This is a genomic window from Arthrobacter sp. NPDC057009 (assembly GCF_042673905.1).
In the GTDB taxonomy this organism is placed as follows: domain Bacteria; phylum Actinomycetota; class Actinomycetes; order Actinomycetales; family Micrococcaceae; genus Arthrobacter.
Genome location: NZ_JBHUSB010000001.1, coordinates 65,004 through 86,518, shown reverse-complemented (window position 1 = coordinate 86,518; position 21,515 = coordinate 65,004). Strand labels below are relative to the sequence as shown.

Below are 21,515 nucleotides of genomic sequence, written 5' to 3'. Positions count from 1 at the left end.
ACCGCTGCCATAAGGTTGGGTCATGTATAAGCAGCGGGTAGTGTTCGTCCACGGAGCCGGAAACTTCGGCTCCGCGGCGTGGCCGCGCCAGCACGGCATGGCCCTGCAGTACGACGCCCTGTTCCTGCGGCGGCACGGTTTTGACGCCGAGGCGGAACCGCTGGAAACCGACTTCGCCGAGGACGCCCGCATCGTGCTGCGTTCCCTGGCCGACGACGGCCGCGGAGCCGCCGGGGGCCATGTGGTGGCGCACGCACAGGGCGCCATCGCTGCGATGATGGCCGCCGTCGAACGCCCCGACCTGGTCTTCTCGCTCACGCTCGTGGAGCCTGCCTGCCTGTCGCTCACCGCCGAACTGCCGGCTACTGCCGCCCATCGCGCCCTGATGGAACCGCTGTTCGAGGTCCGGCACCAGCTCGGCGACGACGATTACGAACGCGAGTTTTTACACCGTGCCTTCGCGGCGGATTCGCCGGAGCCCAGCACCCCGGAGGCCAAACGCGCTGCCAGGCGGCTGCGGCTGCAGGCGCCGCCGTGGCAGGCCCCGCTGCAGATCGTGCCGGGTGTTCCCACCCTGGTCCTCACCGGCGGCTGGGAGCCGTTGTACGAGGAAATCGCGGGTTACCTGCGCGAGACCGGTGCCGTGCACCGCATCGCTGCGGGAGGGCACCGGCCCCACGATTCAGCGGAAGGTGACCGCCACATCAGGTCATTCATCGCCGACGTCAGCCGGCGGCAGCAGCAGCCGCAGGCTTCCTAGCGTTTCCCGTCCCGCGTTCAGCGTTCCGTCCCACGTCCGGCCGGCCCCCAATGCCAGCCGGACATGGTGAGGGACGCCTGTTACTGGCGGGCTGACTCGGGGAGCCGCAGCTCCGGCAGGTACACCTTCCCGCCGGCGGCGAGGAACTCCTCGCTCTTCTCGCGCATGCCCTCCGCCATCTCTGCGAGGGCGGCCTGCGCTTCGGCTGAGCCGTACTCATTCCGGATGTCCTGGCTGATCCGCATGGAGCAGAACTTGGGGCCGCACATCGAACAGAAGTGCGCCGTCTTGGCAGGTTCCGCCGGCAGCGTCTCGTCGTGGAAGGATTCGGCAGTCACCGGGTCCAGCGACAGTGCGAACTGGTCGCGCCACCGGAACTCGAACCGGGCCTTGGACAGCGCATCGTCGCGTTCGTGCGCGCCGGGGTGGCCCTTGGCAAGGTCGGCAGCGTGGGCGGCGATCTTGTAGGTGATGACCCCGGTCTTCACGTCATCCTTGTTGGGCAGGCCCAGGTGTTCCTTGGGGGTGACGTAGCACAGCATGGCCGTGCCGTAGCGGGCGATTTCCGTGGCGCCGATGGCCGAGGTGATGTGGTCGTAGCCAGGGGCAACATCGGTGACCAGCGGACCCAGCGTGTAGAAGGGCGCACCCTTACAGAGCTCCTGCTGGCGCTCCACATTCTCACGCACCAGGTGGAACGGGATGTGGCCCGGTCCCTCCACCATGACCTGCACGTCGTACTCCCAGGCGCGCTGGGTCAGCTCAGCCAGGGTGTCCAGTTCGGCGAACTGCGCGGCGTCGTTGGCGTCCGCCGTCGCGCCCGGCCGCAGGCCGTCACCCAGTGAGAAGGCGACGTCGTACTTCGCGAAGATCTCGCAGAGCTCGTCAAAGTGGGTGTACAGGAAGTTTTCCTGGTGGTGGGCAAGGCACCAGCCAGCCATGATGGAACCGCCGCGGGAGACGATGCCGGTCACACGGTTCGCTGTGAGGGGCACGTACCGGAGCAGCACGCCGGCGTGGATGGTCATGTAGTCCACGCCCTGCTCGCACTGTTCGATGACCGTGTCACGGAAGATCTCCCAGGTCAGCGCGTTCGCCTCGCCGTTGACCTTTTCCAGCGCCTGGTAGATCGGCACCGTGCCGATCGGCACGGGGGAGTTGCGGATGATCCACTCGCGCGTGGTGTGGATGTCGTCGCCGGTGGACAGGTCCATCACGGTGTCCGCACCCCACTGGGTGGCCCACTGCAGCTTGTCCACCTCTTCCGCGATGGAGCTGGTAACGGCCGAGTTGCCGATGTTGGCATTGATCTTCACCAAGAACGCCTTGCCGATGATCATGGGCTCGGACTCAGGGTGGTTGATGTTGCTGGGGATGATGGCCCGTCCGGCGGCGAGTTCGCTGCGGACGAGTTCAACGTCGCAGTTCTCACGGAGGGCCACGAAGCGCATCTCGGGAGTGATGGTGCCCTGACGCGCATAGTGCATCTGCGTCACGGTCCTGCCTTCAGCCGCACGGCGGGGCACCGGCCTGGCGCCCTTCCATTCGGCGGAAGCCGCGCCGCGGCGCACGGCTGACTTGCCGTCGTCGAGCAGGTTCCGCTCGCGGCCGTCATAGGTCTCCGTGTCTTCGCGCGCCGCAATCCATTCCGCACGGAACGGGGCGAGGCCCACCACCGGGTCGCTGCCGGGGCCGGCCGTGCGGTAAACGCGCAGCGGCTCGTTCTGCTCGCCGTTGGGGGAGGGCTCCAGGGCGATTTCCGTTACCGGAACCCGCAGCCCGTCTCCTTCCAGGTAAGCCAGTGAATGGGACTTCAGCGACTGCGTGACGGCTGCGTCATTCTGGGCTTTTTCATTCTGGGCTGATTCATTTTGGGCAGGGCTCAGCTGTGATTTCTGGGTGCTCAATTTACTGCTCACTTCCTTCGCCGGCATTACCCGGACAGGTTCGACGGTCGCAGGCTGCGTCAGCCTGATCTCAGCCCCTGCAAGGGCACCCGTGTGGTCGTTAGACGAAGCTACCACAGCCACGATTGCCCCTGTCCATCTGTGAAGGGCCCGGTGCGGCGGCCAATTAAGCTGGAACCATGGCGCACATCATCGAATTCAGCGGACCCGTGCTCACTGCGGCGGATGAGGAACGCCGCGGGCTCTGGGCCGTTGACGGGAAACTGACGTTCAATCCGCCGAGCCGGCGGGCGGACACCGTCCTGGATGGCTGGGTCCTGCCCGGATTCGTTGATGCCCACTGCCACATCGGGCTGGGCCCGGCGGGTGCCGTAGACGACGACGTGGCGTACGAGCAGGCGATAACTGACCGCAACGCCGGAACGCTGCTGGTGCGCGACGCCGGTGCCGTGAGCGACACGCGCTGGCTGCAGCAGCGGCCTGATGCGCCCCGGATCATCCGGGCCGGCCGACATGTCGCCAGGTCCCGCCGCTACCTTCGCAACTTCGCCGTCGAAGTCGAACCCGAAGGCCTCGTGGAGGCCGTGCGCAAACAGGCACGGGAGGGGGACGGCTGGGTCAAGCTGGTGGGCGACTGGATCGACCGGACCGCCGGCGACCTCGCGCCGTCATTCCCTGCCGCAGCCGTGCGGGACGCCGTCCGGGCCGCCCACGACGAGGGCGCCAGGGTCACGGCCCACTGCTTCGGCGAGGACACCCTGGATGACATGCTGGACGCCGGCATCGACTGCATTGAACACGCCACAGGGCTCCTGCCCAGGCACATTCCCCGCTTCGCCGAGCAGCAGGTGCCGATCGTTCCCACACTCATCAACATCGCCACCTTCCCCGATATCGCGGCCCAGGCCGAGCCAAAGTTCCCGCGGTATGCCGAGCACATGCGCTCACTCTGGGCCCGCCGCCGGGAGCGGATCATGGAAGCCTATGAGGCCGGCGTCGAAATTTATGCGGGAACTGATGCCGGCAGCGTGATCCGCCACGGCCGCATCGCCGACGAAATCCTTGAACTCCACGCCGCCGGGCTCCCGGCAGCAGCGGCTCTGGACGCCGCCTGCTGGCGTGCACGCCGCTGGCTCGGAGCGGAGGGCGTGGCCGAAGGGGCAGGCGCCGACGTTGTGCTCTGCCGGGAAGATCCGCGTGCCGTGCCGGAGACCATCCGGAACCTCAGCCACGTGGTTCTGCGGGGCAGGACTGTTCACTCGGGATAGGACCCGGGAGGACTAGGAATAAGAGGACTAGGAATAAATTGAAGCTTCAAGTAATTTAGATATGTAGAGGCTGCCGAAATCCGGCGGTCCGGACATTTCGGGAGTATTCAATGACAGCAGCAGACAGCAGCCAGGACTTGCTTCCTGCCGACCTCGCCATGGGCACCGTCATGCTCAAGGTGGGCGATATGAAGCTCATGACCGACTACTACCAGCGCGCCCTCGGCCTCGACGTCGTTGCCGAGCAGGACGGCGGCCTCTACCTCGGCCGGCTGAAAACGCCGCTGGTGCACCTCGCTCCCGCCCCGGGCCTCAATATCCCCGGCCGCGGCGAGGCCGGCCTCTTCCACACCGCGCTCCTGTTCGAGGACCGATCCTCCCTTGCCGCCACCATTGCCAGTGCGGCCCAGTACGAGCCGCAGTCCTTCGTGGGCAGTGCCGACCATCTGGTGAGTGAGGCGTTCTATTTCACCGATCCGGAAGGCAACGGGATCGAACTTTACTGGGACCGCCCGCGCGAAGCCTGGTCCTGGGATGGCAAAAACGTTGTCATGGACAACGTGGCACTGCCGCCGCAGAAGTACCTGCATGACCACCTCACGCAGGAATCCGTGACGGGGCAGCGCGCCGCCGGAGCAGAGGTGGGGCACGTCCACCTGCAGGTGGGCGACGTGCAGTCCGCCCACGACTTCTATGTCGGCACCCTCGGATTCGAAAAGACCGCGGGCTGGCACGGCCAGGCGCTCTTTGTGTCAGCTGGCGGCTACCACCACCACATGGCCATGAACGTCTGGAACAGTCGCGGCGCCGGGCCGCGCCGCGACACCCTGGGTCTCGGCGAGGTCCTCATTGAGGTCCCCTCGGGCAACGACGTCGGCGCCCTTGCCGACCGCCTCAAGGTCGCCGGCGTCGAATCGCACCACACGGGCGCCGAGCTCCGCTTCGAGGATCCGTGGCGGAACCGGCTCCGCGTCGCTGTTAAGTAAGGGCCGCTGTCCGATAAGCGTTGCCGTTTGGTAAACGCCGCCGTTCGATGAACGCCGCTGTTCGAAAATAGGGTTCGCTGAGTCCGGTGCACCCGGTTGGGTTAGGCTGACATTCGAAGGGCCCCGGCGCGGCAGCCGCCGGGCATGCACCGCCGACGGAATGAGGACGAATCCATGGGCTTCACCGAAGTGTTTGTCGCCACCCACAATGATGCCCTCAAGCGGGCAGAGGCGCTGGAAGGCGGCGCTGCTGCCGGAGACGGCATCCGAATCATTGGCATCAGTGATTTTGAGATCGAACAGCTCGGCGACCTCGCCGGCGCTGCGGTGCACGCCGCCGGCGCCGACTACGAGCTCGCCATGGTGGACGTGGCCAGCGACTCCCTGCTCGGCGTGCCCGCGGCGATGGTCCGGACGCTGGCCGAGCTCCTCACCTATGAGTCCGAGGGTGAGGGCAACGTTCTGGACGACGTGGCCGAACGCTGGGCGGCCCTGGACGACATGCCGTTCGGCGCCGGGGAAGCCCGGAAGTACGTTCAGCAGCTGGCGGAGCTGGCCGGTACCGTGGATGAAGCCAGCAGGACCGGCCTCTACGTCTGGTCTTCCTAGCGCGCAATGAGACCGGCGTCCGCATGTCAAGTCGAAATAACGCGGATGATCTGGCACAATAAACAGGTACTCGATCTGCGTGGCCCCTCTCTCCGCGTCTGGATCCTGTCCTTTTCGAACCCCCAAGTACGGCCCGCCCCACGGGTGCAGAACGCGGGTTCAACCCCGTTTCAGAAACAGGAGTGACCACAAAAGTGGCCGTAAAGATTCGCCTCAAGCGCTTCGGTAAGATGCGCGCACCGTACTACCGCATCGTTGTCGCCGACTCGCGCACCAAGCGCGATGGCCGTGCCATCGAAGAGATCGGCAAGTACCACCCCACCGAGGAGCCCTCGTACATCGAGGTCGACTCCGAGCGTGCACAGTACTGGCTGTCCGTCGGCGCCCAGCCGTCGGAGCAGGTTGCTGCGATCCTCAAGATCACCGGTGACTGGCAGAAGTTCAAGGGTCTGCCGGGCCAGGAAGGCACCCTGAAGACCAAGGCCGACAAGGAAGCATTCGTTGCTCCGGAGAAGGGTTCCGTGATCATCCCGGAAGCCATCACCAAGAAGGCCAAGGCATCGGAAGCCCCCGCCGAGGCTGAAGCAGAGACCACCGAGGCTGAGTAAGTTGCTGGCAGAAGCGCTCGAACACCTTGTCCGCGGCATTGTCGACTCCCCTGAGGACGTCAAGGTCAGTGCCAAGAACAACCGCCGCGGGGATACCCTCGAGGTGCGCGTTCACCAGGAAGACCTCGGACGGGTAATCGGACGCCAGGGACGCACCGCGCGTGCACTGCGCACGGTCGTGGCGGCACTGGCGGATGGCGAGCAGGTCAGGGTCGACGTCGTCGACACCGACCGCCGCCGGTAACGCGCCTGCAACGCTTGTCTTAATGTCCGGCCCCTCCACCAGCTAACGGTGGAGGGGCCGGACTGCTTTGGGCCTGGCCCCGCGATGGCCAGCACGCCCGCACAGTCATAACCATGCATCGACATGCATCAAACAGAGGAACACATGCAGCTTCAGGTGGCCCGTATCGGCAAGCCCCACGGAATCCGCGGCGAGGTGACCGTCCAGGTGCTCACCGACGCGCCCGAGGACCGGTTCGTCCCCGGCACCGAGTTTGTGGTGGAGCCGGCCTCGGCCGGGCCGCTCACCGTGCGCAGTGCCCGCTGGAACAAGGACATCCTCCTGCTCGGCTTCCAGGAGGTCGCTGACCGCAACCGGGCGGAGACCCTGCGCGGCGCCAAGCTGTTCATCGAGACCGAGGAGCTTGACGAGGACGACGACGAAGGCTGGTACGAGCACGAGCTCGTCGGCCTTGAGGCCCGCGTCGGTTCGCGGCCCGTGGGTAAGGTCACCGCCCTGAACACCATGCCGGTGCAGGACCTGCTCGTCGTGGAAACCCCCGACGGCAAGGAAATCCTCATCCCGTTCGTGGAGCAGATCGTCCCGGAAGTGAACATCGAGGAGGGCTATGTCCTGCTCACTCCGCCGGCAGGCCTGTTCGAGATCAACGAGGAAGGCGGGGAGGACCCGGAGACCCGGGGCCGGGACACCGCCGAGGACGACGCCGAGCCGGAGGCCAAAGCGTAGATGAGGATCGACGTCGTCAGCATCTTTCCCGAGTACCTGGCCCCGCTGGAACTGTCGCTCATCGGAAAGGCCCGCCAGGACGGGCTGCTGGACCTGAATGTGCACGATCTGCGCACCTTCACCACCGACCGCCACCGCACCGTTGACGACACCCCCTACGGCGGCGGCGCCGGCATGGTGATGAAGGCCGAGCCGTGGGCGCAGGCGCTGGAGTCAGTGGCGGCTGCCCGGCCGGCCGGCGCGGCCAGGCCCGTGCTGATCGTGCCGTCCCCGGCGGGGGAGCGCTTCAACCAGGCGCTGGCGTACGAGCTTGCCGAGGAGGAGCAGCTCGTGTTCGCCTGCGGGCGGTACGAGGGCATTGACGAGCGCGTCATCGAATGGGCGGCGGAACACTTCACCGTCCGCCCGGTCAGCCTCGGCGACTATGTCCTCAACGGCGGTGAAGTGGCCGTCCTGGCCATGGTGGAAGCGATCGGCCGGCTGCTCCCCGGCGTCGTGGGGAACCCCGAGTCGCTCGTTGAAGAGTCGCACTCGGACGGCCTGCTGGAGTACCCGGTGTACACCAAGCCGTCGGTCTGGCGCGACCGGGAGGTCCCGGCCGTCCTGCTCAGCGGCAACCACGGCAAGATTGCGCAGTGGCGGCGGCACGAGCAGTACCGCAGGACGGCGGAACGCCGTCCTGACCTGCTCGAAACGTTCGACGCCGGGTCGCTGCCCCGCGCAGACCGCACCGCTCTCGCTGACCTGGGGTACGACGTCGTCGACGGTCACCTGAGGCGCCGGGATTAACCAATCCGTGCCATATATGGCAAAATTAGTCCTTGTGTCTGCTGGGTCCGCGCCTGCCACAGGGGGAGCGTAGCCAACAGCAAGACACCCCGGTGCTGCCAAACGGTGGCGGGACTGGACTTCAACACTTCGGCGGCGATTCCCGGAATTCTTCGGGCTTGGCCGCCGTGACCCAAAGTGGATGACCTGTGGCGTTCACCAGGAGTGGATCAATGCATATCCTCGATTCCGTAGATGCAGCCTCGCTGCGCACTGACGTTCCCGAGTTCCGCGCGGGTGACACCCTCAAGGTTCACGTGAACATCATCGAAGGCAAGAACTCCCGTGTCCAGGTGTTCCAGGGCTTCGTCCTGGGCCGCCAGGGTGACGGCATCCGCGAGACCTTCACCGTCCGCAAGGTTTCCTTCGGTGTCGGTGTTGAGCGTACCTTCCCGGTGCACTCCCCGATCATCGAAAAGATCGAGGTTGTCACCAAGGGTGACGTTCGCCGCGCCAAGCTTTACTACATGCGTGCACTGCGCGGTAAGGCCGCGAAGATCAAGGAAAAGCGCGACTTCAGCGCCGCCAAGTAAGTCCGACCGGACTTTCACGGCGGGGCCCCAGCCCGTGTCCGGCCAGCGCCGGAACCATCCGCAACAGCGCCACAGGATACGGACTATGGATCAGACGAAACGCCAGCCAGGGAAACCGGGCTGGCGTTTTGCGTTGCTGGCAGTGCTGGCCGCCGTCCTTATCAGCGGGCTGATCCGCTCCCTCTGGCTGGATGTCTATTACATCCCGTCCGCTTCCATGGAGCCGCTGTTCGGGACCGGCGACAGGATCCTGGTGTCCCGCACCGCCTTCCAGACGGAGCCGATCCGCCGCGGCGACGTCGTTGTGTTCGATGGCCGGGGCTCGTTCGCCCCGCTGAACAGCGGGCAGGGTCCGCTGCAGGAAGCGGCGGCCGCCGCGGGGCACTGGCTGGGACTGACCGGCAGTGATACTACATATGTAAAGCGGGTCATCGGCCTGCCCGGCGACCGCGTGGTCTGTTGCGACGCCGGCAACCGCCTCACAGTCAATGGCCAGCCGCTGGTGGAACCGTATCTGTATCAGGGTGACGCCGCGAGCACGCAAAAGTTCGACGTGACCGTTCCGGAGGGCCGGCTGTGGCTGCTCGGTGACCACCGCTCGGTGTCAGCGGACTCCCGAAGCCTGCTGGGGGCGCCGGGCGGCGGCATGGTGCGGGTGGACCGGGTAATCGGCAGGCCGGTACAGATCATCTGGCCGCTTGATAGATTTGCGTCAGTGGCGCGGCCGCCGTTGGCGGCTCATACAACAACAAAGGACGGACAGTAGATGCCGGAAATCGATCCCGGGAGTTCAGAGCCGCGGCAGAGTGCTGCGGGGCCGGGACGGCATGCCGCCCAGGAGCCCGTTTCGGAACCGGCAGTGCCCGGCTCCGGTGCGGCATCACCCTCCCGTTCCGGCTCCCGCCGGCAGGAAAGGAGCCGGGACCGCAACCCCCTCCTGCTGTGGCTGAAGGAAATCGCCACGGTGGTGGTGATCGCCGTCGTGCTGTCCTTCCTCATCAAGACCTTCCTCTTCCGGGCCTTCTACATTCCGTCCGAGTCCATGGTGAACACCCTGGACATCAACGACCGCATCTTCGTGAACCTCCTGGTTCCGGAGCCTTTCGCCCTCGAACGCGGCGACGTCGTGGTCTTCAAGGACACCAAGGGCTGGCTGCCGCCCACCCCGCCAAAGGCCGACGGGCCATTCAGCGTCGTGGAGGACGGGCTGACCTTCGTGGGCCTGCTGCCGGACAACTCCGAGCAGCACCTCGTGAAACGGATCATCGGGCTTCCGGGGGACCGCGTCGTCTGCTGTGACGACGGCGGGAAGATCACCGTCAACGGGGCTGCGCTGGACGAGAAATACGTCAACCCGGCCGAAGTCCCGGCCGTGCGCACCTTCGACGTCGTGGTGCCCGAGGGCAAGGTCTGGGTGATGGGGGACAACCGCAACCACTCGGCGGACTCCCGGGCCCACACAGACAGCAACGGCGGCTTCGTGGACATCGCCGATATCGAGGGCAAGGCAGCAGTGATCGCCTGGCCGATGAACCGCTGGGCCGCCCTCGACAACTACCCGGACGTCTTCAGGAATGTCCCCTCGGCAGGTTAGCCATGTCCGTTGCACCCACCCTTGACTACGAGAAGCGCTTCCTGCCCCGCGGTGCGCGGTTCCTGGCCGGCGTCGACGAGGTAGGCCGCGGCGCCCTTGCCGGGCCGGTAAGTGTGGGAATCGCCGTCGTGGACCTGCAGAATATGGAACTGCTCGCCGACGTCCGGGACAGCAAACTGCTCAAGGCGGCGGACCGCGAACGCCTGGATCCCCTGGTGCGGGCCTGGAGCGTTGCCTCCGCCGTCGGACATGCCAGTGCCCGGGAAATCGATGAACTCGGCATCATGGGCGCCCTCCGGACCGCCGGGAACAGGGCCTGGTTTGCGATCCTCGGCGCCGGCATCACCCCTGACGTCGTCCTGCTCGACGGCAGCCACAACTGGCTGTCACCCGCCGTCCAGCCCTCCCTGTTCGATGAGGTCGTGGTGGATCCCGGGTGCGACGCGCCGGTCCACACGCTCGTCAAGGCCGACATGCAGTGCCTCAGTGTCGCTGCCGCGAGCGTCCTTGCCAAGGTCGAACGGGACCGCACCATGCAGTCGCTGCATCTTGAGTTCCCGGACTTCGGCTGGGACGTCAACAAGGGCTACGGCACCGCCGCCCACCGGGAGGCCATCCGGACCCGCGGCCCCAGCCCCTATCACCGGGTGAGCTGGAACCTGCTGACCGAGTAGCGAAGCGGCTGTCCGGGCAGCGTGGTGCGCGGGTTTCCGCCGCATGGTGCAAGATGGAACCATGAGTGCCGAAGACCTTGAGAACTATGAGACCGACATGGAGCTCCAGCTCTACCGGGAGTACCGCGACGTCGTGGGTCTGTTCAGCTATGTGGTCGAGACCGAGCGGCGCTTCTACCTCGCCAACCACGTGGACCTGCAGGCGCGCAGCGCCGACGGTGAGGTGTATTTCGACCTCACGCTCCAGGATGCCTGGGTCTGGGATGTCTACCGTTCAGCGCGGTTCGTGAAGAGCGTCCGGGTCATCACGTTCAAGGACGTCAACGTCGAGGAACTGCCGCGCAACGAGGAACTCGCGCTGCCCAAGGACGTCGACCTCGGCAACTGAGGCTGTTGCTGCTATTTCTGGCTTCGACTGTTCCTCCACACGCGGTCTTTCCCCGATATTCTCCCGGCCTTTCCACATAGCCCAATAACAGGCTGTTCCGCATGACCAGGCCCCCGCAGGCTGGATGCGGAGGTGGACATGAAAGCCAAGGACATGCTGGGCCGGCGCGGGGAAGAGCTCGCGGCCGAATACCTGGAATCACTGGGAATGCTGATCGTGGAGCGCAACTGGCGCTGCCCCGACGGCGAAATCGACATCGTCGCCCTGGATGGCGATGCCCTCGTGATTGCAGAGGTGAAGACGCGGCGCTCACTCGCCTACGGTCACCCGTTCGAAGCGGTGGGCCCGGACAAGCTCGCCCGCCTGCACCGCCTGGGGTCGGCCTGGTGCCGGGACCATGGGCTGCAGCTGCCCCTGCGCCGGGTGGACGTTATTGCCGTGCTGGACGACGGCGTTGGCGAACCAACCGTTGAGCACCTCAAGGAGGTTCTGTGATGGCCTTGGGGAGAGCCTATTCGGTGGCCCTCGTGGGCCTGAACGGTTACATCGTGGAGGTCGAGGCCGACATCGGCCAGACCCTGCCGGCATTCGTGCTTCTCGGCCTCCCTGATGCTTCCCTCAACGAAGCCAGGGACCGCATCCGCTCGGCGGCGCAGAACTCCGGCATTCCGCTGAGCCGGCGGAAGATCACCGCCAACCTTATTCCGGCGTCGCTTCCCAAGCGCGGTTCCGGTTTCGACCTTGCCATCGCGATGTCGGTGTTGCGGGCAGCGGAGGATATCAGGCCAACGGGGCGCACCGTCTTCATCGCCGAACTGGGACTGGACGGCCGGCTGAGGCCTGTCCGCGGAATCCTTCCGGCCGTGATGTCCGCGGTGCAGGCGGGATTCCACGACATTGTGGTTGCCCAGGCGAATGTGGCCGAGGCGGAGCTCGTCCCCGGCGCCAGGGTCCTGGGCTACCGGACCCTGGCGCGGCTGGTGTTCGATTTCGGGGCTGACCCGCAGGACCTTGTCCTTGACTTCGACCCGGAAGAGGATTCAGGCGGGACCGAGCCGGTGTCCGTGGACACGCCCGTCCCGGACATGTGTGACGTGTCCGGCCAGGCGGAAGCGCGCTGTGCCCTTGAGGTGGCCGCGGCCGGCGCCCACCATCTGCTGCTGATGGGCCCGCCCGGCGCCGGCAAGACGATGCTGGCCGAGCGGCTTCCAGGGCTTCTTCCCGATCTTGGCGACACGGAGGCGATGGAGGTGACGGCGATCCACTCCCTGTGCCAGCTCCCGACATCCGGCGTGCAGCTGGTCCGGCGGCCGCCCTTCGAAAATCCCCACCACACGGCGACAGCAGCGGCGATCATCGGCGGCGGGTCAGGGCTGCCGCGTCCCGGCGCCGCATCACGTGCGCACCGCGGAATTCTGTTCCTCGATGAGGCTCCGGAATACGAACGCAGGGTCCTGGACGCGCTCCGGCAGCCCCTTGAGAGCGGCGAGCTGGTCATCCACCGCTCTGCGGGCGCAGCAGCCTACCCGGCCCGGTTCCAGCTTGTGCTGGCGGCCAACCCCTGCCCTTGCGGCAAGGCCGCGGGGAAGGGCATTGAATGCATCTGCACCCCCTTCATGCGGCGCCGCTACATGTCGCGGATGTCCGGGCCGCTCCTGGACCGCGTGGACATCCAGCTGCAGGTGGACCGCGTGTCGCTGACAGACTTCGGCCAGTCCGGGGGAGCGGAAGACAGCGCAACGGTCGGTGCCCGCGTCCACGCCGCCCGGGAAAGCCAGCTGCAGCGGCTGCAGCCCCTGGGCCTGGAAACCAATTCCCAGGTGCCCGGCCGGATACTGCGCGGCGAGCTGAGACTGGCGTCGGCCACCACCCGGATTCTGGACCAGGCGCTGGAACGGGGCGTGCTCACGGCCCGGGGCTATGACCGCGTGCTCCGGCTCGCGTGGACCCTGGCCGACCTCGGCGGCAGGGAACAGCCCGACGGGAATGACATCGGACAGGCCCTGAGCCTCCGCCAGACCGCCTCGGCAGCGGCGTGAAAGGGATCAACATGCACAACGAGAGACTGGCCCGAGCCGCGCTGTCCAGGCTGATGGAGCCGCAGGACGCCGCGGGCCTGGCCCTGGTGCACGTCGCCGGAGCGGAGGACGCCCTGAGAATAGCCACCGGCCAGGTCGGTTACGGACCGGGGCTGGAACAGGACATTACGGTGCTGCTGGCCGAGCACAGTTCGGTGAACCCGTGGGCTGGCCTTGGTGCCGCACTGCGGCGCTGGGCACCCAGGATTCCGGACCTCGCTCCTGAGCGTGACCTGGCCACCATGCAGCGCCTGGGCGGCCGGATGATCATCCCTTCGGACGGGCTGTGGCCACGGCAGCTTGACGATCTTGGCCTGCACCAGCCGATCTGCCTCTGGTGGCGGGGTGTCGAGTTCGAACTTCCCCCGGCCTCGAAGGCGGTCGCCCTGGTGGGCTCGCGGGACAGCACCAGTTACGGTGCGTCGGTGACCGGCGATCTTGCCTACTCGCTGGCGCAGCGGGGATTCACGGTGGTGTCGGGCGGCGCCTACGGGATCGACGCCCACGCGCACCGGGCCGCCCTCGCCGGCGGATCGGATGCGATGCCGACCATCGCCGTGATGGCAGGCGGCGTGGACCGCTTCTACCCCTCGGGCAACGAGGATCTCCTGCGCGCCGTGGCAAACCAGGGTGCCGTTCTCGCCGAGGTGCCGCCCGGCTCTGCGCCGACGCGCTACCGGTTCCTCCAGCGGAACCGGCTGATCGCCGCTCTTGCATCCGTCACCGTCGTCGTGGAAGCCAGATGGCGGTCGGGTGCCCTAAACACCGCCCATCACGCGGAAACTTTGGGCCGTGCTGTGGGAGCGGTTCCGGGCTCGGTGCACAGCGCCAACTCCGCAGGCTGCCACCGGCTCCTGCGTGACGGCGGCGCCGTCTGCGTCACCGACGCCGGGGAGGTCGCCGAGCTCGCCTCGCCCAGCGGCCAGTCCTTGCCTGACGAAAGGAGCGGCCAGGCGGCCGAGCACGATGGCCTGACGCTCGAGGACCTGATCCTGCTGGACGCCCTCCCGCTGCGGTCCGCCAGTTCGGTCGAAAAACTCTGCACCGTGGCCGGCCTGGGTGCTGAATCCGTGCGCGCGGGTCTCGGCAGGCTGGCGCTGCTTGGACTGGCCGTCTCCGAGAAAGGCGGATGGAAGCGCACCAAGCAATCGACCTAGAGCTGGCAGCGTGCCGTTCCCTGATTCTGCGCCGAATGCTGGGACAGTGGGGGAGTGGAGAAACAGGAATTGCCGGCAGCCCTCGCCCAGGCGGTCACGGGCTTCGGCAGGTACCTGACGGGCGAACGGGCGCGGTCCGAACACACGGTCCGCGCATACGTGGCAGACGTCTCCAGCCTCCTGGGCTACGCGGCCAGTGAAGGGGTCACCGATCCTGCGGATCTCGAACTCGGAACGCTGCGGCGCTGGCTGGGCAGCCAGAGCGAGGCCGGCGCGTCCCGTTCCACACTGGCACGCCGCGCGGCCACGGCGCGCTCCTTCACCGCCTGGGCGCTGCGGGAAGAACTCATTGAAACCGATCCCGCCCTGCGGCTGCAGGCCCCCAAACGCGATGGCTCACTGCCGGGCGTGCTGCAGCAGCAACAGCTCGCCCGGCTGCTGGCCGACCTCAACGAGGCAGCCCAGGATGGTGATCCCCTGGCATTGCGGAACCGGGCGATGGTTGAGCTGCTTTACGCCACCGGCGTCCGGGTCGGCGAGCTGGCCGGCCTGGACGTCGACGACCTCGACCCGGACCGCCGGACCCTGCGGGTGCTCGGCAAAGGCAACAAGGAACGGACGGTGCCTTACGGGCTGCCGGCTGCGGTCGCCGTCGACGACTGGCTCCGCCGCGGACGGGGAAAACTGGCGGCCCCGGACAGCGGACCCGCCCTGTTCCTCGGCATGCGCGGCCGCCGTGTTGACCAGCGGCAGGTCCGCAGCGTGGTGAAGGACCTGTTCGAGGCGCTTGGGGATACCGCCGCCACGGGGCCGCACGCCCTGCGGCACACCGCCGCCACCCACCTGCTCGACGGAGGCGCGGACCTTCGGGCCGTCCAGGAAATCCTCGGCCACAGCAGCCTGGCCACCACCCAGATCTACACCCACGTATCTGTGGACCGGCTGCGGAAGAGCTACCAGCAGGCCCACCCCCGCGCCTGAGCGCCTTTCTTCGGCGCGTCTTCTACAGCGTGTCTTCTACACCACGCCGAATTGCACTGGCGTAATTAGACGGCGTACGGCACAATAAGATCCAAGTTCGGCAACTTTCAAGTTGTGCTTGAAGCACTGTCTCATGCGCCCTTGTCAGCCCGGCAGATAACTTCATAGATTGGCAGGAATCATCCGGCACCACGCGGCGCCCGGAGCAGCAAATATCCCGTCCATGCAGGTCGTTGGGGAAGACGTACCTACAGCTATGGAGGATGGAATGTCTGTTGCAATGACCCGCGGTGTGCTGTTTATTCACTCAGCCCCTACCGCACTGTGCCCTCACGTTGAGTGGGCCATCGGATCCGTCGTGGACAAGCGGACGGATCTGGAGTGGACCGCTCAGCCCGCCGCGCCCGGCATGTTCCGCTCGGAACTGTCCTGGACCGGCGCGCAGGGAACAGGTGCGCAGCTGGCGTCTGCCCTCCGGGGCTGGGCGCACCTGCGCTTCGAGGTCACCGAAGAACCCAGCCAGGGTGTGGACGGCGGACGCTGGTCCCACACGCCTGAGCTGGGAATTTTCCATGCCGTCACGGACGTGCACGGCAACATCATGGTGTCCGAGGACCGGATCCGCTACGCCTATGAGGCCGGCGCCGGCGATCCCTCCGCCGTTTACCATGAGCTGTCGCTTGCCCTCGGTGAGGCATGGGACGAGGAACTGGAACCTTTCAGGCATGCCGCTGAAGGCGCGCCGGTGCGCTGGCTGCACCAGGTCGGCTGACGGGCAAGTTCGATCCCCGCAGGGCTGTCCGCCAGCGACAGAGGCCGCATTCCCCATAGCAATGAAGAAGCCCCCGCCAACCGGCGGGGGCTTCTTCAGTGGTCAAATCGCATCACACGCTGCGGATGGCAACGACCGCGTTGTGGCCGCCGAAGCCGAACGAGTTGCTCAGCGCCACAATGTCGCCTGCGGGCAGATCGCGGGCGGAGGTCACGACGTCGAGCGGGATCTCCGGATCCTGGTTCTCGAGGTTGATCGTGACAGGAGCCTTGCGCTCGTGGACGGCCAGAACCGTGAGGACGGCCTCGACGGCGCCGGAAGCGCCGAGCAGGTGGCCCATCTGGGACTTGGTGGCCGAGACTGCCACGTTGTCGACGTGGTTGCCGAGGGCAGCCTTCAGCGCCGTGTACTCCGGCTTGTCACCCACGGGCGTCGACGTGGCGTGTGCGTTGACGTGGACCACGTCCTCTGCCTGGATGCGGCCGTCGAACATGGCTGCCTTGAGTGCGCGGGTGGCGCCCAGGCCTTCGGGGTCCGGTGCCGTGATGTGGTACGCGTCGGCGGTCACGGACGTGCCGGCCAGTTCGCCGTAGATCCGGGCGCCGCGTGCGATGGCGTGCTCCTCGGCTTCCAGCACCAGTGCGCCGGCGCCCTCGCCCATGACGAAGCCGTCGCGGTCCAGGTCGTAGGGGCGTGAGGCATGCTCGGGATCGTCGTTGCGGCGGGAGAGGGCCTGCATCGAGGAGAACGCCGCCAGCGGCATCGGGTGGATGGCGGCTTCGGCGCCACCGCACATGACGACGTCGGCCTTGCCGGAGCGGATCAGGTCCAGTCCGAGGTGCATGGCCTCGGTGCCGGACGCGCAGGCCGACACGGGGGTGTGCGCACCCGCGCGGGCACCCAGGTCCAGGCTGACAGCTGCGGCCACGCCGTTGGGCATGAGCATCGGGACCGTCATGGGCAGGACGCGGCGGGGGCCCTTCTCCTTCAGCGTGTCCCACGCATCCAGCAGGGTCCACACGCCGCCGATGCCGGTGGCGAAGGCGACAGCCAGCCGGTCGTGGTCGATTTCGGTGATGCCTGCATCGGCCCATGCCTCGCGGGCGGCGATGACGCCGAACTGGGTTGACGGGTCCATGCGCTTGGCTTCAACGCGGGTCAGGACGTCGAGGGCGGGAGTGGAGCACCGGGCGGCGAAGTGGACCGGCAGTTCGTACTTTGAAACCCAGTCGTCCTCAAGGGTGCGGGCTCCGGAAACCCCCTTCAGCGCGTTCTGCCACATCGTGGGTACATCGCCGCCGATGGGCGTGGTGGCACCCAGACCTGTAATGACTACTTTGCGTGTCATGGGATCACTCTCTGTCGGTGCGCCTGCCGTGTCCTGTGCTGCTGGCCGGAGGCCGGAGTGGGTGGCGTGCGGAGGAAGTCTGCAAAAAATTTAGGGTGGTGCATCGGCTGGCCGGTCCGGAAAACGCGGGTCCGGACCGGCCAGCCGGGTTCAGCCTGCAAAGGTTGGTCCCTGCGCAGGCTGGAGCCAAAATACTGGCTGGGGTCTTACTTACGCCTGGGCGCTGGAGATGAAGTCGACGGCGTCGCCGACGGTCTTGAGGTTCTTGACCTCTTCGTCGGGGATGCGGACGCCGAACTTCTCTTCGGCGTTGACGACGATGGTCATCATGGAGATGGAGTCGATGTCCAGGTCCTCGGTGAAGGACTTGTCCAGCTCGACGGCTTCGGGGGCCAGGCCGGTCTCTTCGTTGACGATTTCAGCCAGTCCGGCCAGGATCTCTTCGTTGCTAGCCATTGATGGCTCCTTTTCTTGTTATTGCCGGCAGAGGATGCCGGAAATGGGCAAACCGCGGTTGCGGCTTGGTTATCGGAATTGCTACGGAAGGACGACTACCTGGGCGCCGAAGACCAGTCCGGCGCCGAATCCGATCTGCAGGGCCAAGCCGCCGCTCAGCGCGGGGTTTTCCTGCAGCAGGCGGTGCGTGGCCAGGGGGATCGAGGCCGCGGAGGTGTTGCCGGCGTCGGCGATGTCCCGGGCCACGGTGACGGTCTCGGGCAGCTTAAGCTTCTTGACCATCTCGTCGATGATCCGCATGTTGGCCTGGTGCGGAATGAAGGCCACCAGGTCCTCAGCCTCGACACCAGCGGCGTCCAGCGCCTGCTGGGCAACCTTCGCCATCTCCCACACCGCCCAGCGGAACACGGTCTGGCCGTCCTGGCGGAGGGTCGGGTAGAGCTCCTGCGCCTCTTCGAGGAGCGCGAGGTCGCCGGTGGAGTCAGACCGGCGGGCAGCCAGGCCGAGATCGCGGACGTCCAGCATGGAGCGCGTCATGCCGATGGCGTCCCACTTGCTGCCGTCCGATCCCCACACCGACGGCGCGATGCCGGGGGTGTCCGACGGGCCGATGACGACGGCGCCCGCGCCGTCGCCCAACAGGAACGAGATGGTGCGTTCGCGGTTGTCGATGACGTCGGAGAGTTTCTCGGCGCCGACAACGAGGACGTACTGGGCGGCTCCGGACCGGACCAGCGCGTCTCCCTGCGCCACGCCGTAGCAGTAGCCTGCGCAGGCAGCGGAGATGTCGAAGGCCGGGGCCGGCGTGGCGCCCAGGCGGTCCGCGAGGCTGGCGGCAGCCGAGGGGGTGGCGTACGGGTGGGTCACCGTGGAGACGATGACGGCGCCGAGCTGGGATGCGTCGATGCCTGCCTTCTCCATGGCCTCGCGGGCGGCGCCCTCGGCCATGTCAATCACGCTGACGTCGGCGGGGGCACGGTGCCGGGTGACGATGCCGGTGCGCTGGCGGATCCACTCGTCGGAGGAGTCGATCCACTGGCACACATCCTCGTTGGTGACCAGGACGTCGGGGCGGTACGCGCCGATGCCCAGGATCCGGGCGTGCTGGTTGACCGCGGTCTGCTTCAGTACCGGCGTGCTCATGCCTGTCCTTCCAGTTCTGCAAAGAGTGCAAGGGCTGCGGACAGATCGTCCGGGGTCTTGACCGCAACGGTCTTGACGCCGGGCATGCCACGCTTGGCCAGGCCGGCGAGGGTGCCCGCCGGGGCCAGTTCAATCACGCCGGTGACGCCGCGGTTCACGAGGGTCTCCATGCAGAGGTCCCAGCGGACGGGCCGTGACACCTGGGCGATCAGGCTGGCGACGGCGGCGTTGCCCTCCGTGACCTCCTGGCCGTCGAAGTTGGACAGCAGCGGCACCGCAGGCGCCTGCGGCTGCAGTTCGGGGCGGAGCGCCTCGAGGGCGCTCACCGCGGGGGCCATGTGCGAGGTGTGGAACGCGCCGGCGACCTTCAGCGGGATTACCCGGGCCTTGGCCGGCGGGTTCTCAGCCAGGACCTTGAGCTGCTCGAACGTGCCGGCGGCGACGGTCTGGCCCGCGCCGTTGACGTTGGCGGGCGTCGCGCCGGCGGCCTCAATGGCGGCCAGGACCTCGGCGGGGTCGCCGCCCACCACGGCGCTCATGCCGGTGGGGGTGACGGCAGCGGCCGCCGCCATGCTGTTGGCGCGTTCGCGCACAAACGTCATGGCTTCTTTTTCCGTGAGGACGCCGGCCAGCGCGGACGCCGTGATCTCGCCCACGGAGTGCCCGGCCAGGATGACCGGAAGCGTGTTCAGTTCGACGTCGAACAGCGACTTGGCCGCCACCAGCCCGGCCGCAACAATAAGCGGCTGCGCAACGGCGGTGTCCTTGATGGTTTCCTCGTCGGAGGTGGTCCCGTGCGCAGTGAGGTCAATGCCTGCAATTTCGCTCAGGGAGGCCAGATGGCCTGCTACGGAAGGCAGTTCCAGCCACGGGGCCAAAAAACCGGGGGTCTGTGAGCCCTGTCCAGGGCAGACGATTGCAAGCACGTATCCAGCTTTCCAAATTACCGGGTGATCCATTGGTGTTTCCGTACACCAAGCTCACAGGGTCAGGTTGTAGGAAGTCTACAACGGTTCAGTTCGTGTTCCGCGCGGCAACACGCTCGGCGGCGGGCTTCGGCGGAGTGGACAGCCGCCCCACCACGAGGGCCGCCTGGAGCACAAAAGCCTCCCTCGGGAGCAGCGGATCCCAGCCGGTGACGTCGCAGACGCGCTTGAGCCGGTACCGCACAGTGTTGGCATGGACGAAGAGTTCCCGGGCGGTCGCCTCGAGCGAATGGCCCAGCTCCAGGTACGTGCCGAGCGTTTCCACCAGCCCGTTCGATGCCGCGAGGAGCGGCCGGTAAATGTTCTTCACGAGTGACCGCCGGGCAGCATCGTCCCCGGAAATGACCCGTTCCGGCAGGAGGTCGTCTGCTGCCACAGGGCGGGGAGCGGCGGGCCAGGCCCGTGCGGCGGTGAGCCCGGCGAAGGCCGACTGCGCCGAGCCGCTGGCTTCCAGCAGCGAACTTGCCTCCGCTCCGTAGACCACCGGACCGGGCGCGAACATCTCGCTGAGCTTCACGTACGCCGTTTCCCGGTCGTGCACGCCGCCCAGGATCAGGATGAGGCGGTCGCCCTGGATGCCCACGAGGGCATCCTCCGCGTACCGGCCCGCCATGCGCCGCAGTTCACTCACGTAGCTGGCACTGGGTTCCGACGGTGAGTTCCCCACCATGACGGTGAACCGCTCCTGCGCCTTCCAGCCCAGCGCGGCGATTCGGGAGCGCAGCGCGTCGGTGTTTTCACCGCGGAGGATGGCGTCCACGATCAGGGCCTCGAGCCGTGTGTCCCAGGACCCGCGGGACTCCGCGGCCCGGGCGTACACGTCCGCGGCGGCGAAAGCCACCTCCCGCGAGTACCGCAGAACTGCTTCGCGGAGGGAAGGCTGGTCCGCTTCCGGAGCGATGACCGGCACCTGGTCCTCGACCACTTCCACCACGATCCGGATGAGCTGAAGCGCCTTTTGAAGGCTGATCGACCGGGTCAGTTCCGTCGGGGCAGTGCCGAAAACATCGGAAAGGATCCAGGACGGGGAGCTCGGGCGCTCATACCAGGTGACAAACGCGGCGATGCCGTTCTGCGCCACAAGGCCCAGCGCCGAACGCTCGTCCGAACTGAGCCGGCTGTACCACGGCAGCGACTTTTCCAGCTGGCGCATGGTGGTGGTGGACAACTGACCGACGCTTGCCCTGAGCTTTTTCAGGGTCTCCGTCTTCTCCGGAGTCATGGTTCGGGAAGGCGATTTGCGCGGTGCAGGGGCAGGGGACGGCTCGGGCATAATCCGAGCATACGGTGCCCGCGGGACAAGCTCCATTTTGTGCGAAGGCTACAACTTCGATTGTGCTGCATCACAGCACCTTGCGCACTTCCCGAAGTACGCCAAACGACGACGGCGGCCCCCACCGTTGGGTGGGGGCCCCCCTCGACAGTTGCCAGGCCGGGCGTAAGGGGGCCGGGTGCGCGGGGATATGTCA

The 21,515-nt window shown here is 66.9% G+C and carries 24 protein-coding genes and 1 riboswitch; of the genes, 18 read left to right on the top strand and 6 right to left on the bottom strand.

From position 1 onward, the window contains the following. Positions 1-22 precede the first annotated feature (22 nt). Positions 23-760, top strand: a complete 738-nt coding sequence (locus ACFTR6_RS00445; protein WP_377956522.1) for an alpha/beta hydrolase — start codon at positions 23-25, stop codon at positions 758-760. Between the two features lie 80 nt (positions 761-840). Here ACFTR6_RS00445 and thiC read toward each other — a convergent pair whose 3' ends face one another. Continuing rightward, positions 841-2,667 (bottom strand): phosphomethylpyrimidine synthase ThiC, encoded by a 1,827-nt coding sequence (gene thiC / locus ACFTR6_RS00440; protein WP_377956521.1) that lies wholly within the window; start codon positions 2,665-2,667, stop codon positions 841-843. After that, a riboswitch (TPP riboswitch) is annotated at positions 2,663-2,770 on the bottom strand. Its footprint overlaps the gene before it by 5 nt. Before the next feature lie 76 nt (positions 2,771-2,846). Here thiC and ACFTR6_RS00435 point away from each other — a divergent pair. The 17 genes from ACFTR6_RS00435 to ACFTR6_RS00355 all read left to right on the top strand — a co-directional run bounded on the left by ACFTR6_RS00435 (position 2,847) and on the right by ACFTR6_RS00355 (position 16,113). Continuing rightward, complete coding sequence (locus ACFTR6_RS00435) at positions 2,847-3,935, top strand: amidohydrolase family protein (protein WP_377956520.1); 1,089 nt, start codon at positions 2,847-2,849, stop codon at positions 3,933-3,935. A gap of 110 nt (positions 3,936-4,045) precedes the next feature. Beyond that, the gene (locus ACFTR6_RS00430; RefSeq protein WP_377956519.1) at positions 4,046-4,921 is read left to right on the top strand and encodes a VOC family protein; all 876 of its coding nucleotides are present in this window, start codon (positions 4,046-4,048) and stop codon (positions 4,919-4,921) included. 174 nt (positions 4,922-5,095) lie between these two features. After that, positions 5,096-5,530 carry a hypothetical protein gene (locus ACFTR6_RS00425; RefSeq protein ID WP_377956518.1) on the top strand — a complete coding sequence of 145 codons (435 nt, stop codon included), beginning with the start codon at positions 5,096-5,098 and terminating at the stop codon, positions 5,528-5,530. A 194-nt stretch (positions 5,531-5,724) separates the two neighbouring features. After that, a complete protein-coding gene (gene rpsP, locus ACFTR6_RS00420) occupies positions 5,725-6,138 on the top strand; it encodes a 30S ribosomal protein S16 (RefSeq protein ID WP_003806059.1) in 414 nt (137 codons plus the stop codon). A 1-nt stretch (position 6,139) separates the two neighbouring features. Beyond that, a complete protein-coding gene (locus tag ACFTR6_RS00415; protein WP_076802241.1) occupies positions 6,140-6,382 on the top strand; it encodes an RNA-binding protein in 243 nt (80 codons plus the stop codon). Positions 6,383-6,526: 144 nt separating this feature from the next. Continuing rightward, complete coding sequence (rimM, locus tag ACFTR6_RS00410) at positions 6,527-7,108, top strand: ribosome maturation factor RimM (protein WP_377956517.1); 582 nt, start codon at positions 6,527-6,529, stop codon at positions 7,106-7,108. Next, on the top strand, positions 7,109-7,897 hold the full coding sequence (trmD, locus tag ACFTR6_RS00405; protein ID WP_377956516.1) for a tRNA (guanosine(37)-N1)-methyltransferase TrmD: 789 nt from the start codon (positions 7,109-7,111) through the stop codon (positions 7,895-7,897). A 212-nt stretch (positions 7,898-8,109) separates the two neighbouring features. Then, positions 8,110-8,469 carry a 50S ribosomal protein L19 gene (gene rplS, locus ACFTR6_RS00400; protein ID WP_076802247.1) on the top strand — a complete coding sequence of 120 codons (360 nt, stop codon included), beginning with the start codon at positions 8,110-8,112 and terminating at the stop codon, positions 8,467-8,469. 85 nt (positions 8,470-8,554) lie between these two features. Next, the gene (gene lepB, locus ACFTR6_RS00395) at positions 8,555-9,235 is read left to right on the top strand and encodes a signal peptidase I (RefSeq protein ID WP_377956515.1); all 681 of its coding nucleotides are present in this window, start codon (positions 8,555-8,557) and stop codon (positions 9,233-9,235) included. Then, entirely contained in the window at positions 9,236-10,063 is an 828-nt protein-coding gene (gene lepB / locus ACFTR6_RS00390; RefSeq protein WP_377956514.1) for a signal peptidase I, read from the top strand. It begins immediately after the preceding gene. A gap of 2 nt (positions 10,064-10,065) precedes the next feature. After that, positions 10,066-10,737 (top strand): ribonuclease HII, encoded by a 672-nt coding sequence (locus ACFTR6_RS00385; RefSeq protein ID WP_087872994.1) that lies wholly within the window; start codon positions 10,066-10,068, stop codon positions 10,735-10,737. A gap of 61 nt (positions 10,738-10,798) precedes the next feature. After that, positions 10,799-11,125, top strand: a complete 327-nt coding sequence (locus tag ACFTR6_RS00380; protein ID WP_003806068.1) for a DUF2469 domain-containing protein — start codon at positions 10,799-10,801, stop codon at positions 11,123-11,125. Between the two features lie 138 nt (positions 11,126-11,263). After that, a complete protein-coding gene (locus ACFTR6_RS00375) occupies positions 11,264-11,620 on the top strand; it encodes a YraN family protein (RefSeq protein WP_076803835.1) in 357 nt (118 codons plus the stop codon). Beyond that, positions 11,620-13,164, top strand: a complete 1,545-nt coding sequence (locus ACFTR6_RS00370) for a YifB family Mg chelatase-like AAA ATPase (protein WP_377956513.1) — start codon at positions 11,620-11,622, stop codon at positions 13,162-13,164. Before ACFTR6_RS00375 ends, ACFTR6_RS00370 begins: the two co-directional genes overlap by 1 nt. Before the next feature lie 11 nt (positions 13,165-13,175). Continuing rightward, positions 13,176-14,360, top strand: coding sequence for a DNA-processing protein DprA (gene dprA, locus ACFTR6_RS00365; RefSeq protein WP_377956512.1), 1,185 nt, complete (start codon positions 13,176-13,178; stop codon positions 14,358-14,360). Positions 14,361-14,414: 54 nt separating this feature from the next. Continuing rightward, positions 14,415-15,341, top strand: coding sequence for a tyrosine recombinase XerC (locus ACFTR6_RS00360; RefSeq protein WP_377956511.1), 927 nt, complete (start codon positions 14,415-14,417; stop codon positions 15,339-15,341). 268 nt (positions 15,342-15,609) lie between these two features. After that, positions 15,610-16,113, top strand: a complete 504-nt coding sequence (locus tag ACFTR6_RS00355; protein WP_076802397.1) for a DUF3145 domain-containing protein — start codon at positions 15,610-15,612, stop codon at positions 16,111-16,113. A 112-nt stretch (positions 16,114-16,225) separates the two neighbouring features. On the opposite strand, the gene fabF is transcribed toward ACFTR6_RS00355, so the two are convergent. From fabF to ACFTR6_RS00330, 5 genes are all read right to left on the bottom strand, one after another. Continuing rightward, positions 16,226-17,461: a beta-ketoacyl-ACP synthase II gene (gene fabF / locus ACFTR6_RS00350; RefSeq protein WP_076802399.1), complete on the bottom strand. Its 1,236-nt coding sequence runs from the start codon at positions 17,459-17,461 to the stop codon at positions 16,226-16,228. 210 nt (positions 17,462-17,671) lie between these two features. Beyond that, entirely contained in the window at positions 17,672-17,917 is a 246-nt protein-coding gene (locus ACFTR6_RS00345) for an acyl carrier protein (protein WP_076802402.1), read from the bottom strand. An 81-nt stretch (positions 17,918-17,998) separates the two neighbouring features. Then, entirely contained in the window at positions 17,999-19,060 is a 1,062-nt protein-coding gene (locus ACFTR6_RS00340) for a beta-ketoacyl-ACP synthase III (protein ID WP_076802405.1), read from the bottom strand. After that, complete coding sequence (locus ACFTR6_RS00335; RefSeq protein WP_172411769.1) at positions 19,057-19,986, bottom strand: ACP S-malonyltransferase; 930 nt, start codon at positions 19,984-19,986, stop codon at positions 19,057-19,059. Before ACFTR6_RS00335 ends, ACFTR6_RS00340 begins: the two co-directional genes overlap by 4 nt. 88 nt (positions 19,987-20,074) lie before the next feature. Beyond that, positions 20,075-21,319 (bottom strand): CdaR family transcriptional regulator, encoded by a 1,245-nt coding sequence (locus ACFTR6_RS00330; RefSeq protein WP_076802410.1) that lies wholly within the window; start codon positions 21,317-21,319, stop codon positions 20,075-20,077. Positions 21,320-21,515 lie beyond the last annotated feature (196 nt).

Bases quoted from the DNA above. Each gene is read 5' to 3' on its own strand.
- ACFTR6_RS00445 (WP_377956522.1), top strand. From the start codon at position 23: ATGTATAAGCAGCGGGTAGTGTTCGTCCACGGAGCCGGAAACTTCGGC.
- ACFTR6_RS00435 (WP_377956520.1), top strand. From the start codon at position 2,847: ATGGCGCACATCATCGAATTCAGCGGACCCGTGCTCACTGCGGCGGAT.
- ACFTR6_RS00430 (WP_377956519.1), top strand. From the start codon at position 4,046: ATGACAGCAGCAGACAGCAGCCAGGACTTGCTTCCTGCCGACCTCGCC.
- ACFTR6_RS00425 (WP_377956518.1), top strand. From the start codon at position 5,096: ATGGGCTTCACCGAAGTGTTTGTCGCCACCCACAATGATGCCCTCAAG.
- rimM (WP_377956517.1), top strand. From the start codon at position 6,527: ATGCAGCTTCAGGTGGCCCGTATCGGCAAGCCCCACGGAATCCGCGGC.
- trmD (WP_377956516.1), top strand. From the start codon at position 7,109: ATGAGGATCGACGTCGTCAGCATCTTTCCCGAGTACCTGGCCCCGCTG.
- rplS (WP_076802247.1), top strand. From the start codon at position 8,110: ATGCATATCCTCGATTCCGTAGATGCAGCCTCGCTGCGCACTGACGTT.
- lepB (WP_377956515.1), top strand. From the start codon at position 8,555: ATGGATCAGACGAAACGCCAGCCAGGGAAACCGGGCTGGCGTTTTGCG.
- lepB (WP_377956514.1), top strand. From the start codon at position 9,236: ATGCCGGAAATCGATCCCGGGAGTTCAGAGCCGCGGCAGAGTGCTGCG.
- ACFTR6_RS00385 (WP_087872994.1), top strand. From the start codon at position 10,066: ATGTCCGTTGCACCCACCCTTGACTACGAGAAGCGCTTCCTGCCCCGC.
- ACFTR6_RS00380 (WP_003806068.1), top strand. From the start codon at position 10,799: ATGAGTGCCGAAGACCTTGAGAACTATGAGACCGACATGGAGCTCCAG.
- ACFTR6_RS00375 (WP_076803835.1), top strand. From the start codon at position 11,264: ATGAAAGCCAAGGACATGCTGGGCCGGCGCGGGGAAGAGCTCGCGGCC.
- ACFTR6_RS00370 (WP_377956513.1), top strand. From the start codon at position 11,620: ATGGCCTTGGGGAGAGCCTATTCGGTGGCCCTCGTGGGCCTGAACGGT.
- dprA (WP_377956512.1), top strand. From the start codon at position 13,176: ATGCACAACGAGAGACTGGCCCGAGCCGCGCTGTCCAGGCTGATGGAG.
- ACFTR6_RS00355 (WP_076802397.1), top strand. From the start codon at position 15,610: ATGTCTGTTGCAATGACCCGCGGTGTGCTGTTTATTCACTCAGCCCCT.
- fabF (WP_076802399.1), bottom strand. From the start codon at position 17,461: ATGACACGCAAAGTAGTCATTACAGGTCTGGGTGCCACCACGCCCATC.
- ACFTR6_RS00345 (WP_076802402.1), bottom strand. From the start codon at position 17,917: ATGGCTAGCAACGAAGAGATCCTGGCCGGACTGGCTGAAATCGTCAAC.
- ACFTR6_RS00340 (WP_076802405.1), bottom strand. From the start codon at position 19,060: ATGAGCACGCCGGTACTGAAGCAGACCGCGGTCAACCAGCACGCCCGG.
- ACFTR6_RS00330 (WP_076802410.1), bottom strand. From the start codon at position 21,319: ATGCCCGAGCCGTCCCCTGCCCCTGCACCGCGCAAATCGCCTTCCCGA.